The following is a 15,904-nucleotide window of genomic DNA, read 5'->3' as shown; positions in this document are numbered from 1 at the left end:
AATTCAAAATAATTTAATAAAAAAATAAGTGCCAGAATGGATATTTGGATCTTGTTAATTGATAATGGGTAATTGGGAATTATTAACACTTCCATTACCCATTACAGTTATCCTAAGCCACACAGACTATGCCTACGATAACCCCTTGAGGCGATCGCGCAAAATTTCAGCTTGCTTTTGTGCTTCTGCTAATGCATCCCGCGCCCCTTGTACCACGTCAGGTCTAGCTCTATCTACGAAACTAGGATTGTTTAATCTGGTACTCAGGGATTGAACTTCGGCTTCAGCTTTACTCAAGCTTTTTTCTAGCTTGGCACGGACAACTTCAATATCTACCACACCGCTTAGAGGAATTAGCACCTGTATTGTACCAATTACACCTGCGATCGCATTTTCTGGTTCTTGTGGTTGTTCTAATTCTTTCTGCGGAAACAACTGTCTCCATAACTTTTGTCTAGCTTGAGCAGTGAGGAAATTTTGGCTAACAAACCACGCTGTGTAACCAAAACCAACTAGTTCAAAGAAAGTTCCGACGATGGGAATGTCATCAATGGCATTTCCCACAGCTAAACCTAATCTACCAAAGACAATGGCCACAATAATTAAGCCAATTGTCTTCAAACCCCTCTGAGGTTTTTTAGCAGTAACAGTTTGGTTTTTTTGCTTGTCAGTGATGGTTAAAGTCTCAACCTTCGCCAAATCTTTAATATAAGACTGTCCAGCAGTGAGAATTTCCCGCTCTTTCTGGCTTTGAGTTTGCAAATTCGCTGTCACTTTTATGCCTGGTTTAATATCCGCTTCCGCCCGCAAATTCCGAATTGTGCGGATAGTAGCAATTAGTAATTCAAACTGTTCTTCTAAAGCTGAATCAATCAAGTTTGCATCTATCTGAGGATAGGTTTGCAGGGGTAAAGTTTGCGGTGAATTTGCTGGTTGTTGAGTGAGAGTCTGCCAAATTTCTTCGGTAATATGAGGCATGAAGGGATGAAGCAGTTTCATAATCCCTTCTAATATGTAGCCAAGGGTTTGTTGTGCTACCCGCCGCGATACTGGATCGGCATCTGCTTGCAATCTGGATTTCACTAGTTCAATATATTGATCGCAGAAATCACCCCAAATAAACTCGTAGAGTCCTTTTGCAGCTTCCCCTAAACCGTAATTATCAATGTAATTGGTGGTTTCTTTGACAACTTGATGATACCGCGAGATAATCCAGCGATCGCTCAATTCTATCGCTACCGGATTCCCCAATTGTTGCGGTGTTTGTCCATCCAAATTCATCATCACGAACCGGGCAGCATTCCACAACTTATTTGCAAAGTTGCGGGATGCTTCCACCGATGCCGATTCATCCTTTTTGCGATCGTATTCTAAGCGGATATCTTGACCAGCACCAGCCACTTCCCTAATTAAGGTATACCGCAGGGCATCAGTACCATATTTGTCAATTAATAACAATGGGTCAATGCCATTACCTTTGGTCTTTGACATCTTCTGACCTTTTTCATCCAGCACTAAGCCGTGGATGTAAACCGTTTGGAAAGGCATTTGCTGTGTAAAATGCCCAGCCATCATGGTCATTCTGGCTACCCAGAAAAAGATGATGTCAAAGCCTGTCACCAAAGTAGTAGTCGGGTAATAAGTTGCTAAATCCTGAGTTTGTTCCGGCCAGCCCAAAGTCGAAAACGGCCACAGTCCAGAAGAAAACCAAGTATCTAGCACATCTGGGTCTTGTTCCAACTTGACATTTTCGCCAAATTGTGATTTTGCCTTCTCCCAAGCTTCGGTTTCCGATTTCGCTACTACAAAGGGCGTATTATCGGTAATTTGTCCATCCGTTTCACTGATAGCGTACCAAGCCGGAATTTGGTGTCCCCACCATAACTGGCGAGAGATACACCAATCAGTTAGTTTTACTAGCCAATCACGATAAACCTTAGTCCAGCGTTGGGGAACAAACTCTGGAGAAGTTTGCTGGTCGAGGAATTCGAGAGTGTTGTCAGCTAGGGGGCGAATTTTAACGAACCACTGAGTTGAGAGGAGAGGTTCAATAGGTACTTTACCGCGATCGCTGTAGGGAACGGTATGCTTGTAATCTTCTATCTTCACCAAAAAGCCATCTGCTTCTAGGCGAGAAACCACATTTTTTCTAGCAACAAAGCGGTCTTGGCCTTGAAACTCCCCAGCATTGGCGTTGAGAGTGCCGTCTTTGTTCATAATGTTGATGAACGGCAGATTGTGACGCTTACCCATGTCAAAATCGTTCGGGTCATGGGCGGGAGTTATTTTCACGCAACCCGTGCCGAAAGTCGGATCGACATATTCATCGCCAATGATGGGAATTTCTCGTTGTAGAATGGGCAGAGTTAAAGTTTTGCCAATAAGATGTTTGTAGCGATCGTCATTGGGATTAACTGCTACAGCCGTATCACCCAGCATCGTTTCTGGTCGAGTTGTCGCCACCTCTACAAAACCGGAACCATCGGTGAGGGGATAGCGGAAATGCCAGAGATTTCCATTCACCTCTTGATTTTCTACTTCCACATCAGACACCGCCGACTGAGAAGCAGGACACCAGTTAACTAAATATTCACCACGATAAATTAAGCCTTCCTCGTAAAGACGAGTAAATGCCTCCACAACAGCCTTAGATAAACCCTCATCCAGGGTAAACCTTTCCCGTGACCAGTCCACCGAGACACCCAAGCGTCGTAGCTGATTCAGAATCGTTCCCTCAGACTCCGCCTTCCATTGCCAAGCGCGTTCTAAGAACTTCTCGCGCCCCAATTCGTAGCGGGTCTTACCCTCAGTTTTGAGTTGCTTTTCCAGCATAGTATGCACAGCAATGCTGGCGTGGTCTGTTCCTGGTAGCCATAGGGTATTGCGTCCCTGCATCCGGTGGTAGCGCACGAGGGTATCAATTAAGGCACTTTCAAAAGCGTGACCCATGTGCAAACTGCCAGTGACATTCGGCGGTGGAATGACGATGCAGTAGGGTTCGCCGCCTTTGGTGGGGTCAGCTTTGTAAATTTGGTTGTCTTCCCAGAATTTTTGCCACTTGGCTTCAGTGGAAAAAGGGTCATAGAGACTGGGGAGATTGGGAATAGTTGCGGTCATGCGGGGCAAACTAACTATGGAAGGACTCTAATAAATTTTGCCACAGGGTTGGAGAGGGTTTGTTTAGCAATTCTCTAAATCGTGGATATACCCTGAAAAAATCTATCTGGAAATGCGAAATCTATTTTTGACCTTTGTAGTTATCTTGCATAAATTCCGTAACTGACATTTGTATATTCATCCAGAAAAACTCATGAAATTGAAACCAGGTTTATTTCAACTCATAGTGTTCGTTATGACTGTATCGCTACTTGCTTCTTGTGCGACAACCCCAGAAGCAAAACAGTCAGATTGCATCTCCACAACATCGCCAAACGCTAAACAACAACCCAATAACTGTTCACCCTCATCTAATGGTAGCGGCAGATCGAGTGGTTACTCTGGTGGGAGTAGCATTAGAAGCTCCGGTTTTGGTGATTCATCGGAGGCCGGGACTTCCAGAGGTTCTGCCAAGGGCCGTAGTGGTTTTGGCAGTTTCGGTCGCGGTGGTCATGCAGGTGGATAAGAGAGTTATGAATATTTTCAACAGTCCTGAACGAAAGCGTCTATTTCAGTCGATGAAAATGGGTTGGTACAACTTTGCTCCTATTGAAGAAGGAACAGGTATACCTCTAACTGACCAAGAAACACCTTACGCTCTTTATTATTGCCATCAAGTTTTACCGCAGACGATACAAGAAATCCAGCAAGCATCGGAATTAGTCGGTAGTGTTTTAACCCAAGCGTGGGAAATTATTCGCACTCTTGATGAGGATACACTATTTTACTATGGATTTCCGGAAGCTACCATCAAGTTAGTTAAATATGACTTTCTCGCACCATTTTGTATGCGTCTTGACTGGTGCTGGAATCAAGAAACGGGGATAAAAAAGGTAGTAGAAACTAATCCCCAAACTCCTAGTTTTTGGTTTGAGTGTACGGATGGCAATAATAAAGTCGCCAGACATTTTGGATTGCAAGAACCAGGTTTAGATGCTCAAAAAATCTTAAAAATAACACTCAATCAGCATGTAAATAGAGCCGCATTAAATTTGGGTAAACCAGTTAGAGACTGTTGCGTAGCATTTACAGCTTTGAATAATGCCGAAGATTTAGGTACTATGCGATGGTTAAGCAAGTACTTGGAGTCCAAAAGTACCATTTTACCCTTAGAATACCTTGGCATCAAAGATGGTGAGTATCTATTTGACCAGAGAACAAAAAAACCAATAGATATACTCTTTATGTGGTATCCAGTGGAATGGCTAATCCATGATACTGATGAAAAAGGTGAAAGATTATGGCCGGCTCTAGAGCAATTAATTTTTGAGAAGAAAATTGTGATTGTCAACTTTGGTTCTGCCTTTGCACTGCAACCAAAGAGTGTATTTGCCCTAATTACAGATTTGGGATATGACTTTTTTTCTGGCAAAGATGCTGGGACAGTCTGGGAATATTTTCCGAAAACATCACTGAGTGCAACAGCAATAGGTAATTCATACTTTGCCAAACCTATTTTAGGAAGAGAAGGTGAAGGAGGATTTGCAGTTAATTCAGGAAATATTTCTGTGCGTAGTAGTAATAATGACCCTTGGTATACACAACAGAATTATGTCTATCAAGAGTTATTAGAATTTCCTAAATTAGAAATTGATGGCAAGTTAATGACTCAGGTTTGGGGAGCATGGCTATATAACAATGGTAATGACAAGTTTATATCTGGAGGTGTAGGAATCCGCCTGTCTGAAGGGGAAATTACAGATAATTTATCCTATTGGTGTCCTATTGGATGCTAATTTTAATAACACCGATAATTAGAGGCAAACATGAAACCTCAAACTACCACTGCTTCGCCCTGGACATACATACCCACCCTCTACTTTGCCTCTGGCATACCTTACATCATCATCAATACAGTTTCCGTAATCTTTTACAAAAAGCTCGGAATAGATAATACTCAAATTGCCTTGTGGACAAGTTTTCTCTATCTACCTTGGATCATCAAAATGTTTTGGGGCCCAATTGTCGATATTTATTCTACCAAACGTCAATGGATACTTTATACCCAATTTGCGATGTTCGCTTGTTTGGGTTTGATAGCCTTCTCCTTGCAACTGCCAAATTTCTTTTTCATCTCCCTTGCAACATTAACAATAGGAGCATTTATTTCTGCAACTTATGATATTGCTACCGATGGCTTCTATCTGTTGGCTTTATCTCCAGAGCAACAAGCCTTATTTGTTGGCATTCGCTCGCTGTTTTATAGAATGGCTGTCATTTTTGGCTCTGGAATATTAGTAGTCTTAGCAGGTCAGCTTGAAGTATCTCTGAATAACATTCCTTTAAGCTGGACTGTAACTATTGGTTTCTCAGCTTTAATTTTAGCAATTCTGTTTATTTTCCATCGCCTAATTTTACCTTTACCTGAATCAGATAATCAACGACAAATACAAGCTAGGGAAAATATACCTTTTTGGTCAATCATTAGCTCATATTTTGCTCAAGATAAAATTATAAATATTTTAGCATTTATATTGCTTTACAGACTTGGTGAAGCAATGCTTGTGAAGATAGCCTCGTTATTTTTATTGGACAAACCAGAAGTAGGAGGTTTAGGGTTATCAACATCAAATGTCGGATTAGTCTACGGGACATTTGGGGTAATATCCCTAATCTGTGGAGGAATTTTAGGAGGCTTGCTAATTTCTAGATATGGATTAAAAAAATGTTTATTTCCTATGGCTTTAGCATTGAACTTGCCGGATATTTTTTATGTGTATATGGCTTACACTAAGCCTTCCTTAACATTAGTGTATCCCTTGGTTTCCTTGGAGCAATTTGGCTATGGTTTTGGATTTACAGCTTTTAGTGTTTATTTAATGTATATTTGCCAAGGCGAATATAAAACTTCTCATTTTGCTATCTCCACTGGCATTATGGCTTTAGGAATGATGTTACCAGGTTTAGTTAGTGGTTATCTGCAAAAAGCACTTGGCTATCCATTATTTTTTGTCTTGATTTGTTTGCTGACCATTCCTGGAATGATTGCTTTATTTTTTATTCCTTTAAAAGAAGAACCGAAGCGTCAAAATAAGTAATTTTCTTACAACTCATGAGTTATGTTTTGGGAATAGATGGTGGCGGTAGCAAAACTGTTTGTGTCTTGATGGATGATTTGCGTCAGGTGCTAGGCCGTGGTGAAGCAGGCCCATCTAATTATCAGAGTATAGGTATCGAAGCAACTTTACAATCTATTCAATCTGCAATTTACAATGCGGTTGAGGCAGCAATAATTACAAATACTCTAAAGATTGACGCGATATGTCTGGGTTTAGCAGGTGTAGGTCGTGTAGCAGATATCGAAGTAGTGAAAGGTTTAGTTAAAGAGTTACAGAATAACAAATTGCCTATTACTTGGGCATTACAGCCAGTCAATATTGTAATTTGTAACGATGCTTTAATTGCTTTAGTTGGTGGAATTGGTCAGCCTGTAGGAATTGTGGTTGCAGCCGGTACTGGTTCGATAGTTTTCGGACGAAATCATGAAGGACATACTAAGCGAGTCGGCGGCTGGGGGTATATTTTAGGAGATGAAGGTAGCGCTTATAAAATTGCGATCGCAGGCATGAATGCAGCATTAAAATCTTATGATGGGCGAGAAATATCAACGAGTTTGATAGAGGATTTCAAACAGCATCTTGATTTAAAAAATATAGAAGATTTAATAGAAGTAGTATATCGGCGAGAATGGGGAGTTAAACAGATAGCTGCTTTAGCACCAGTTGTAGATTTTGCAGCAGCGTCAGGTGATATAGTAGCGAATATCATAATTGATGATGCTGTCAAAGAGTTAGTAAAAGCTACATCTACAGTAATTGATGCAATTTTTAGTGCTGACTCAGTTTTGGAAGTAGTTACTACAGGAAGTGTCTGGCGGGGTAGATGCAATATCCATGAAAGATTTGCAGCGTCTCTTGTTAAGAAGTTTTCTAATGTAAACGTAATTTTTCCGAGCTATGAACCTGCTTATGGTGCTGGTTTATTAGCATTGCAGAGGTTAGCGTGAGAAAGTAGTGATTATTACCCTAATTAAGGGAATATCAACTAAGTAGGCAAGTACTCAATTTTGCTACAGGATAAAAAAGCTTGAGGCAAATTAAATGGAGAGGTTAGCTTATGCTATGAGCAGATATTTAACCTCCTTGAGGAAGTTACGAGTCCGAAGTTGTGTAATACAGCGACTTGGGCGCATCAGCCCAGTTGATGTTCTCCTTGAGGAAGTTACAAGTCCGAAGTTGTGTAACCGTGTAATTGCCAAATTATTGCTGAGAGAGACTTTGAAAGCTAGGTTGCGCGGATGGATGCTGAAATATGGCAAAATTTATATCTAAAACCAGGAATTTTTCTATTATCAAGCAGTAAAAGGCAGATGCAGTAAAGAATTCCTAATTTGCGCGAATCTCTAATAATGTAGTAAAATCCCTATTAGGGATTGAAACTATAAAAAAATTCAAACCCAAAACCTCTGACAGGGATCTGAACTGCTACAAAGCCCAATAGCTAGGTTAGTTAGCAAAATTAAATCAAGCTCCCTATTAGGGAACGAAACCGCTCTAAAAATATATGTTTGCTTTCTGATTGGTACTTAGAAAGCTGTTTTATGATTTTAGGTGTTTTAGAGCGTCACAAAGCGAAAAAATAAACATTTGGGGTGCTAAAGCAGCTTTTTAGAGTAAAAAGGCTGTTTTAGTGCTGTTTTTTTTGTTGACTGTTCTAGTAAGCTGACTGTAGCATTACGTTAAAGCTTTCCTGTCCGCTCATAGGGAGTACCACCCTTGATAGTCAAGCTTTTATTCCGCTTTGTGATACTCATAAATCTCTAACACCTTAACCAAAATGTATGAAACAAAAAAATTCTCATGATGCTTTGGGGTTGCTGGCAAAGCTACTAGACCATCCTCATGGTTTGGAATTGGCAAGTGTGGTTTATCAGCTGCACAAAGCTGTGCAAACTGATACACACTCAAATTCTCAACTTGTTGCAATAGCTCTAAATAAAGCCAAAACTCAGGGGCTTAATTACATCCCATATTTCAAGCAAATGACTAATGATGAAATTCGGATGTGGATTACTCAAAACTCCTAATTTAATCATCTGAAGAGATAATACCTTCAATAGCATTTAATCAGTTTATGTGTGGTGCGTTAAATCTAATTAACGCACTTTCATGTATGAACAAGTTATTTAGAATTTAAATTACCCACTGAAAATTCTAATTAAACTCAAAATTGACGGACTACTAACTGTCAAGCGAAGAAAGCAATAATAGGAGTTTTCACTCTGCGAATACGCGCCCCAAGAAAGTTACTATTTCAGACCAAGCTGCGGTGCTAGCACTAGAATCATAACGATAACCGTCGTCGCGCATGAATGTATGCTCTGCTTCATACAAGAAAACTTGGTGAGGGATGTTAGCATTCTCAATTGCTTTTATTATGATTTGGCGATCGCTATCTGGTATATGAGGGTCAAAAGTACCGAATACCATTAGCATTTCGCCTTTGATTTCACTTACTCTCTGGATTGTATCGGCTATCTCTTTACCCAGTTTACCACTAGGAATACCAGTAGGGTAACAACAGACAGAAGCCCTAATTTCGCTTTGAAATGCTGCGCGGAAAGCTAAATGTCCGCCAATACAAAAGCCGAGAGTGCCTATTTTATCTGGAGAAACCGCACTCTCTGTTTTCAGAAATTCAATCACAGCAAGGCAATCGGCATCATAATCAGCTACGGAGGTTCGACGCGCATCGTCATTTCCCCGCATCCTTCCGAGATCGTCTGGCTCAATTACTAAACCAACTGGCTCAATTCGGTGAAAAATTTCTGGCGCTGCTACTACATAGCCGTATCCTGCTAAGTAGTTAGCTAGACGAATCATTGGATCGCCTAACTGATAAATATCACTGTAGAAGACAATACCAGGGTATTTTCCTGCTGCTTTGGGAGTCGCTACATAAACACGCATTAAGCTGCCATCTACTCTTAACTCAACATTGCGCTTAGTGATTTGCACTTTTTTGTCTCCGTGTTCCGCTTGCTGTCATTAGCTTCTACACTATAGCGCCGCAGCATCCGGTTACTTTCAAGCTACAATTTAGCGTTTTTCTGCCATGACTGCGATCGCTTAATATTCCTAATGCAAAGTTTGTTGCGATCGCTTTAATACACTGTATGTACACCCTAGCCTTTTAGGAGAGAGATTTTCCAAATACGGTGAGAAGTCAGGTTGAGCATTTGGCAATTCTATAAAAGGCGATTATTACGAAAATTATGGTTTTATTGATGAAAAGGGTGTATCATCCAAGACGGTTCGGTTAAGGGGAGAGACGCGATGATGGTTCGGTTAAGGGGAGAGACGCGATAAATCGGCGTCTCTACAAAGGGGTGATTCTTAACTAAACTGTTCAATAATTCCGCCACCTAACACTTTCTCACCGTCGTACCATACCGCCGCTTGTCCTGGGGTGATACTGATTTGGGGTTCATCAAACACCAAACGCACACGGGAGTTTTCCAACGGAATTACTGTCACTGGTGTAGCCGTTGAACGATAACGAATTTGCACTTCGGCATGAATTGGGGTGGATGGTTCGGCAATGGAAACCCAATTTACCCGATTTACAGTGCATTCTGGCTGAGTTACCTTAGTGCGATCGCCTACTACTACTTTATTATTTTCCGCATCTAATTCAATCACATATAACGGTTCGGCAGCAGCAATCCCCAAGCCTTTGCGCTGTCCAATGGTGTAGTGATGCACACCATCATGCTGTCCCAAAACTTTGCCTGTGGTATCGACAATATCGCCTGTTTTGGGAGCTAAATATTTATCCAAAAATGCCCGCATGGAACCGTTACTTTCCACTAAGCATAAGTCTTGACTTTCTGGTTTATCAGCAGTTTTCAATCCGTATTCAGTTGCAATCCGGCGCGTGTCAGTTTTTTCGAGTTCGCCCAGAGGAAATATAGTTGCTGCAAGTAAATCTTGAGACAAATCATAGAGAAAGTATGACTGGTCTTTGTTGCGGTCAACAGCCCTTAATAACTGGTAACGTTTAGTTGCTTCGTCATAGCTAATTCGGGCATAATGACCAGTGGCAATGCGATCGCACCCCAATTCTTCACGAGCATACTGCACCATTGGCCCAAACTTCACCGTTTTATTGCACTGGGAGCAAGGCAAAGGTGTAATCCCAGCACTGTAACCAGTCACCAGGTAATCGACAATATGCGTCTGAAAGACATCCCGAATATCTACAACCTGATGGGGAACACCCAATTGTTCGCAGATATCAGCCGCGTCGATCATACCTTCAGAGCAACATTGACCTTTGCCTTTCATTAGCCAAAGAGTCAAACCAATCACTTCATAGCCCTGATGGTGCAGGATAGCTGCGGCGGTGGAACTGTCAACGCCACCAGAAAGACCAACGACGACTTTTTTCATACAAAGCACGACAAGCTGCGTGGTTGTCCAATTGTAGCATACACTCTTTCATTGCCTTGCTACTAAAGCGCTTCAGTTTTAAAGGCAGGAGACAGGAGGGAAAAGGATTTGACTCTTCCATCCATAACGGAAGCAAGCGTGTCCGTAAACAGCTTTCATCTAAGATTAATTACAGATGTATTTTTTGCCACGCAGATGAGGTAACTTTACGTTAACGCTATATAGTTGCTACAACGGTGAACTAATTAGTTCTTGATGGAAATTACCTAAAAATACTTTGACTACTTTCTAATTATTATGTCGAGAGGAATATCAAGTAAATTTATCCCATTTCAGATGTTGCGCCGAGGTTTTGAGGGTTGGAAGCCCACTATTAGACTTCTGTTTTTGTTAGTGGGAGGATGGTTAGTACTGATTCCCGACTCTACCCCAGCACAAGCACAAATCTCCAACAGCAACGTGCTATTGGCTCAAGAAACTGGTGAGATTTTACCGCCACCGCCAATTCCCTTTGGTCAACAGCCATCACCGCAGTTACAACCAAGTCAAGCACAGGATTTCAATCAATCGGAAGTTAACTTTCAACCTACCCAAACAGTACAAGACACTCAATTTGAGCAAAATTTTCAGCCCTCTCAACCATTACCGAACAATCAATTTGAGCAAAATTTTCAGCCCTCTCAACCCCCACAGTTTAGTCAATATAACCAGAACTTTGAGCGCTATTTAGTTTATGTTGATGGTAGTGATTTTCAGACATTACAAGCAATACGTCAGATTGAACCTAGTGCTTACATTCGCCAGTTCCAAGGCCGAACTGTAATTCAGTCAGGAGTTTTTAACAGAGTCGGCAACGCCCAACAACGGGTGAATGAGTTACAGTCACGAGGCATATATAACGCCCGAATTATCAGCTTTGGTAACGGACAGGAAATAAATGCAGATAATGGCAACTATAACTATAGAGACGATCGCAATAATATAAATGCTAATAGGCGAGTCTCTAGATATTATGTCGCCATTCCCACCACTTCTGAACAGTTAAGAGCGATCGCAGCACAAATTAGGCAGAATTTAAGCCAATTTACGCAAGATTTAGGACGATCTGGCGGAGTCCTCGAAAGGACGCAACCACGAGGCCCACACGTAGCAGTCGGGCCTTTCCAAAATCGATTCCAAGCTGAGGAATGGAACAAATATATCCGAAATATCGGATACGGTAATGCCAGAGTTTACTACGGAAAGTGAATAAGTCGGGAGTTAGGAGTGAGGGAAGTACACCAACAGCAAGCGCTCCAATGTAAGTATCATAGAATTTTAGGCAAATCAGTTGTAAATCATGTGACAGCTTATCAGCCAAAATTTTTATAAAGACTCATACAAGTACAGTCAAAATGGATATAAAGAATGGCTTCGTTGGCGCTGTTGGCAACACCCCTTTAATTCGCTTAAACAGTTTTAGCGAAGAAACAGGGTGTGAAATCCTTGCGAAAGCAGAATTTCTCAATCCTGGGGGTTCCGTCAAAGACCGCGCCGCACTTTACATCATCGAAGATGCAGAAAAGAAAGGTTTACTTAAACCTGGTGGTACTGTTGTAGAAGGGACCGCTGGTAATACTGGCATTGGACTAGCACATATTTGCAACGCCAAAGGCTACAAATGCCTAATTATTATTCCTGATACCCAGTCACAAGAAAAGATAGACGCGCTGACAGCATTAGGAGCAGAAGTTCGTCCCGTCCCCGCCGTACCTTACAAAGACCCCAACAACTACGTTAAGCTATCGGGCAGAGTAGCTGCTGAGTTGGAAAATGCCATTTGGGCAAATCAGTTTGATAATTTAGCCAACCGCCTCGCCCACTACGAAACCACAGGGCCGGAAATTTGGACGCAGACAGATGGTAAAATAGATGCATGGACAACTGCAACTGGTACTGGTGGTACTTATGCTGGTGTAGCATTGTATTTAAAAGAAAAAAATCCAGCAATTAAATGTGTTGTAGCCGATCCGCTGGGTAGTGGACTTTATAGCTATGTCAAAACTGGCGAAATCAAGATAGAAGGAAATTCCATCACTGAAGGCATCGGTAACGGTCGGGTCACAGCCAATATGGAAGGCGCACCTGCTGATGATGCCATCCAAATCGATGACCAAGAAGCTTTGCGAGTAGTTTACCAACTGCTGAGGAAAGATGGATTGTTAATGGGCGGCTCAACGGGTATTAATGTTGGAGCAGCTGTTGCCTTAGCGAAGCAATTGGGGCCAGGACATACCATTGTCACCATCTTGTGTGATAGTGGTTCTCGGTATCAGTCGCGGATATTCAACCCTGAATGGCTAGCCTCAAAGGGACTTTCAATAGATTAGTTATTAGTCATTAGTCATTGGTCATTAGTCACTTGTACTTAGCGTAGTCGTAAAGCTTGCTGCATAGCTACGCTTAGGGCGCAACCTCTCCAAGAGTTTATTGGTCATTAACTTTCGACTTTTGACAAAGGACAAATGACAAATGACAAATGACAAAGAACAAATGACAACTCAACCATCAGACTTGCCAATAATAGATCGAGATTCTCCTAAATGTGTGCGGGTTTGTCAAAATCGTACTTGTAAAAAGCAAGGTGCAGCCAAGGTTTTAGCAGCTTTTACAGCTTTGCCAATCCCTGGTGTAACTGTAACTGCTAGCAGCTGTTTAGGACAATGTGGCAATGGCCCAATGGTGCTGATATTACCCGATATGGTCTGGTATAGCGGCGTTCACCCTGATGAAGTATCTCTACTGATAGAAAATCATTTGCTAGGTGGTGAAAGAGTCAAACAGATGCTCTATTATCGGTTTCATCCCCAGAAATAAAGCTATAGCCGTAGTCACACAGGTTAGGACATTTGGAAAGAGTGAATGCTAGAGTTAGCAATAGTTTTACCTCCTGCCCTCTACCTCCTGCCTCCTGCTATAAATTTTCAATATCAAAGTCTGCAATCTTGTTGACTGAAGTGAGGCATCCAATGAATATCCAGCAGCTGCGTCAATCCTTAAAACAAAAGTGGCTTTTTTACTACAAGCAAAATATTTCCTGGCTGGTTAAAATGCGAATTTGGGCCACTTACGATGGTCTGCGCCGCCCTTTGTCCGGTTTTATTTTGGCAACACTGTCTGTTTTGGAACCCCAGTTTGATGAAATACTTTCTTTTATGGTGGAGTTGAATAACGATCCAGATAAAATAGTCGCTGCTTTAGGTCTTAACTTCAATCCCGATCAAGAGTTATGTTTAATAAAATCAGAGCATTCAGTTATAAACCAAGTTGAAAGCGAGTTGCCAGATGAAAAGTATTTTGAGGATAAACATCTGTCATCGGTTGTAACTGCCAGCAAGATTGCCTCTCATTCTCTTGCCAATACTCTAGATTCCAACTTGTCACGCGCAGATGAACTTGTGCCATCGATTACAGCTACTACTGAAGTAGCTCGCATACGCAAACCGGAGTTGGTAGTAGCTGCAACTAAAATTGCTCCAGACACTCCGGCAAAAACGCCATCCTCCGATTTGCCAAGGGAATATCAACCAGTACGCTGGCACTCTGGTCAGTTACCTTCACGAGGATCGGCGACAATGACTAGTGAGGTTAACAACAAAGCCAAAACTATGCCATCTGTGGCATTAGCTACTGAGGTTAAAAGCAACGCACCACCTGTCCGAATCCCTGTGGGCGCATCATTGGCAATTACCACTGAGATTAATAGTAATGGCAAAGCAGTGCGATCGCTAGCAATTACTACTGAGGTTAAAAGTAACGGCAAACAACCGAATATTCAACCACAAGAGGGTAAGAGCAAAATAATACCAACTACAAATGCCCGTAGTATAGCTTCTTGGGTAGATGAATTTTGTTACGGTGCTAGGGAGAAAGAGAAAGATATCTTGATTTGAATTACTTACGGATATTCGTGAGAAACAAACGGGATTTCTATGACTTCACCTTCAGTTTCTCCCACTTTGACTTTTAAACCTACACCACCAGCTTTGGTGCGAATGTAACCTAGTCCAAAGTAACCATCAGCGGTTTGGGTGTAACTAGTAAGTTTGCCAACCTTTTCATCTGCAACTGCGATCGCACTTCCAACTTCCACAGGGGCATTGAGACGGATACCTAAAAGGTGTTGTTTTACACCTTTATATGTATTTAACCGAGCAATAGTTTCTTGCCCAATATAGCAACCTTTAGTAAAAGAAATTGTTTGCCACAAACCCACTTCTAGAGGATTGTAATCATCTGTGAGTTCCGCATCTGGGGCGGGGCGGCCTTGTAAAATTCGCAAGGCATCCCAAGCGCGATCGCTCATCTCTACCGCCCCAGCTTCTAATAATTTGTTCCATACTGTTTCTTTGTCAGTATAGGGGAAAGTTAAGGTGTATCCGGGCGCAGCTAACCCGCTACCTACAGCAATTCGCACGCCCTCAGCCGGAGCGATGGTGTATACTTGGTGACTACCGTAAGGTTGGCCGATGAGTTCGCCAATACCCAACTTTTCTAAAACAGGGTCGCTTCCTGGACCAATCAGGCTGAAGGTGTTGGTGTATTGGGTAATATCAGATAATTCCACCTTATCTGCATAGAAAATATATTTATCCAGCCATTCCATCAAAAACTGGCGACGGTTAGGTGAAACCAGCAAGATTACCGCATCTTCTCTAACGTAGGCGGTTACTAAATCAATTGTTCTGGCTGTGGAAGTAACAAAAACCGTATCACAACCTTGTCCTGGCTTGAGTATTTGGAAATTGTTAGTACTTTGGTTGTGTAAGAAATTGAGGCGATCGTCGCCAGCTACTTTAATCCGTCCCCAAGCGGTGCGATCGCAGATTGCAACCCCAACTCTGGCGGCTTGGATAGCTGCTGCGTCTTTATCGTCAAGTGTAGATGTTGGCATAGCGATCAGAAGTTGCCCTGTTTGAATGTTGTCGCACTGGAAATCTTAGCAAATAACCGTTTGCGGCTTCAATCTACCTCCGGTTTTCTTCTAGCGTCTAATCAAAATATTATCAACATCGCGATTGGTGAAGAAAATTAAAGCTGTGGCTAGCAAAATCATTCTTTTGTTGATGAAAATCGCGATTTTGTAAAGAACATTTAAGCTGTGGTTAGCAAAATCATTCTTTTGTTGATGAAAATCGCGATTTTGTGAAGAATGTTAAAGCTGTGGTTAGCAAAATCATCTTTTTATTGATGAAAATTGTGATTTTGTGAAAAATATTAAAGCTGTCGCGACTTACTTAACTTTAGCAAGGCTTGAG

Annotated in this window: 13 protein-coding genes; 9 read left to right on the top strand and 4 right to left on the bottom strand. The window is 41.8% G+C overall.

The annotated features are described in order from the left end of the window. Positions 1-132: 132 nt before the first annotated feature. The gene (locus ACR5KR_RS19940; protein ID WP_448267729.1) at positions 133-3,117 is read right to left on the bottom strand and encodes a valine--tRNA ligase; all 2,985 of its coding nucleotides are present in this window, start codon (positions 3,115-3,117) and stop codon (positions 133-135) included. Between the two features lie 193 nt (positions 3,118-3,310). Here ACR5KR_RS19940 and ACR5KR_RS19935 point away from each other — a divergent pair, with 193 nt between their 5' ends. The 5 genes from ACR5KR_RS19935 to ACR5KR_RS19915 all read left to right on the top strand — a co-directional run bounded on the left by ACR5KR_RS19935 (position 3,311) and on the right by ACR5KR_RS19915 (position 8,242). After that, positions 3,311-3,622, top strand: coding sequence for a hypothetical protein (locus ACR5KR_RS19935; RefSeq protein WP_448267728.1), 312 nt, complete (start codon positions 3,311-3,313; stop codon positions 3,620-3,622). Between the two features lie 7 nt (positions 3,623-3,629). After that, positions 3,630-4,892 (top strand): glutathionylspermidine synthase family protein, encoded by a 1,263-nt coding sequence (locus ACR5KR_RS19930; RefSeq protein WP_448267727.1) that lies wholly within the window; start codon positions 3,630-3,632, stop codon positions 4,890-4,892. A gap of 30 nt (positions 4,893-4,922) precedes the next feature. After that, positions 4,923-6,194, top strand: coding sequence for an MFS transporter (locus ACR5KR_RS19925; protein ID WP_448267726.1), 1,272 nt, complete (start codon positions 4,923-4,925; stop codon positions 6,192-6,194). Between the two features lie 14 nt (positions 6,195-6,208). After that, positions 6,209-7,162: an N-acetylglucosamine kinase gene (locus ACR5KR_RS19920; protein ID WP_448267725.1), complete on the top strand. Its 954-nt coding sequence runs from the start codon at positions 6,209-6,211 to the stop codon at positions 7,160-7,162. A gap of 834 nt (positions 7,163-7,996) precedes the next feature. Then, positions 7,997-8,242 (top strand): hypothetical protein, encoded by a 246-nt coding sequence (locus ACR5KR_RS19915; protein ID WP_448267724.1) that lies wholly within the window; start codon positions 7,997-7,999, stop codon positions 8,240-8,242. Positions 8,243-8,432: 190 nt separating this feature from the next. On the opposite strand, the gene ACR5KR_RS19910 is transcribed toward ACR5KR_RS19915, so the two are convergent. Continuing rightward, positions 8,433-9,173: a dienelactone hydrolase family protein gene (locus ACR5KR_RS19910; RefSeq protein ID WP_448267723.1), complete on the bottom strand. Its 741-nt coding sequence runs from the start codon at positions 9,171-9,173 to the stop codon at positions 8,433-8,435. Between the two features lie 378 nt (positions 9,174-9,551). Continuing rightward, positions 9,552-10,607 (bottom strand): tRNA 2-thiouridine(34) synthase MnmA, encoded by a 1,056-nt coding sequence (mnmA, locus tag ACR5KR_RS19905; protein ID WP_448267722.1) that lies wholly within the window; start codon positions 10,605-10,607, stop codon positions 9,552-9,554. A 297-nt stretch (positions 10,608-10,904) separates the two neighbouring features. Here mnmA and ACR5KR_RS19900 point away from each other — a divergent pair, with 297 nt between their 5' ends. From ACR5KR_RS19900 to ACR5KR_RS19885, 4 genes are all read left to right on the top strand, one after another. Continuing rightward, on the top strand, positions 10,905-11,855 hold the full coding sequence (locus ACR5KR_RS19900) for a hypothetical protein (RefSeq protein WP_448267721.1): 951 nt from the start codon (positions 10,905-10,907) through the stop codon (positions 11,853-11,855). Between the two features lie 146 nt (positions 11,856-12,001). Further along, positions 12,002-12,976 carry a cysteine synthase A gene (locus tag ACR5KR_RS19895; protein WP_448267720.1) on the top strand — a complete coding sequence of 325 codons (975 nt, stop codon included), beginning with the start codon at positions 12,002-12,004 and terminating at the stop codon, positions 12,974-12,976. A gap of 163 nt (positions 12,977-13,139) precedes the next feature. Beyond that, on the top strand, positions 13,140-13,463 hold the full coding sequence (locus ACR5KR_RS19890; RefSeq protein ID WP_445632066.1) for a (2Fe-2S) ferredoxin domain-containing protein: 324 nt from the start codon (positions 13,140-13,142) through the stop codon (positions 13,461-13,463). A 152-nt stretch (positions 13,464-13,615) separates the two neighbouring features. Further along, positions 13,616-14,539, top strand: a complete 924-nt coding sequence (locus ACR5KR_RS19885; protein WP_448267719.1) for a DUF5331 domain-containing protein — start codon at positions 13,616-13,618, stop codon at positions 14,537-14,539. 5 nt (positions 14,540-14,544) lie between these two features. Here ACR5KR_RS19885 and ygfZ read toward each other — a convergent pair whose 3' ends face one another. Continuing rightward, on the bottom strand, positions 14,545-15,540 hold the full coding sequence (ygfZ, locus tag ACR5KR_RS19880; RefSeq protein ID WP_448267717.1) for a CAF17-like 4Fe-4S cluster assembly/insertion protein YgfZ: 996 nt from the start codon (positions 15,538-15,540) through the stop codon (positions 14,545-14,547). Positions 15,541-15,904 lie beyond the last annotated feature (364 nt).

This window comes from Nostoc sp. DSM 114159, from assembly GCF_053470285.1.
The sequence above is the reverse complement of the archived record's forward strand: the minus strand, read 5'-3'. Positions and strand labels throughout refer to the sequence as shown.

Excerpts from the sequence above, each read along its gene's own strand:
- ACR5KR_RS19940 (WP_448267729.1), bottom strand. The coding sequence starts at position 3,117 with ATGACCGCAACTATTCCCAATCTCCCCAGTCTCTATGACCCTTTTTCC.
- ACR5KR_RS19935 (WP_448267728.1), top strand. The coding sequence starts at position 3,311 with ATGAAATTGAAACCAGGTTTATTTCAACTCATAGTGTTCGTTATGACT.
- ACR5KR_RS19930 (WP_448267727.1), top strand. The coding sequence starts at position 3,630 with ATGAATATTTTCAACAGTCCTGAACGAAAGCGTCTATTTCAGTCGATG.
- ACR5KR_RS19925 (WP_448267726.1), top strand. The coding sequence starts at position 4,923 with ATGAAACCTCAAACTACCACTGCTTCGCCCTGGACATACATACCCACC.
- ACR5KR_RS19920 (WP_448267725.1), top strand. The coding sequence starts at position 6,209 with ATGAGTTATGTTTTGGGAATAGATGGTGGCGGTAGCAAAACTGTTTGT.
- ACR5KR_RS19915 (WP_448267724.1), top strand. The coding sequence starts at position 7,997 with ATGAAACAAAAAAATTCTCATGATGCTTTGGGGTTGCTGGCAAAGCTA.
- mnmA (WP_448267722.1), bottom strand. The coding sequence starts at position 10,607 with ATGAAAAAAGTCGTCGTTGGTCTTTCTGGTGGCGTTGACAGTTCCACC.
- ACR5KR_RS19900 (WP_448267721.1), top strand. The coding sequence starts at position 10,905 with ATGTCGAGAGGAATATCAAGTAAATTTATCCCATTTCAGATGTTGCGC.
- ACR5KR_RS19895 (WP_448267720.1), top strand. The coding sequence starts at position 12,002 with ATGGATATAAAGAATGGCTTCGTTGGCGCTGTTGGCAACACCCCTTTA.
- ACR5KR_RS19890 (WP_445632066.1), top strand. The coding sequence starts at position 13,140 with ATGACAACTCAACCATCAGACTTGCCAATAATAGATCGAGATTCTCCT.
- ACR5KR_RS19885 (WP_448267719.1), top strand. The coding sequence starts at position 13,616 with ATGAATATCCAGCAGCTGCGTCAATCCTTAAAACAAAAGTGGCTTTTT.
- ygfZ (WP_448267717.1), bottom strand. The coding sequence starts at position 15,540 with ATGCCAACATCTACACTTGACGATAAAGACGCAGCAGCTATCCAAGCC.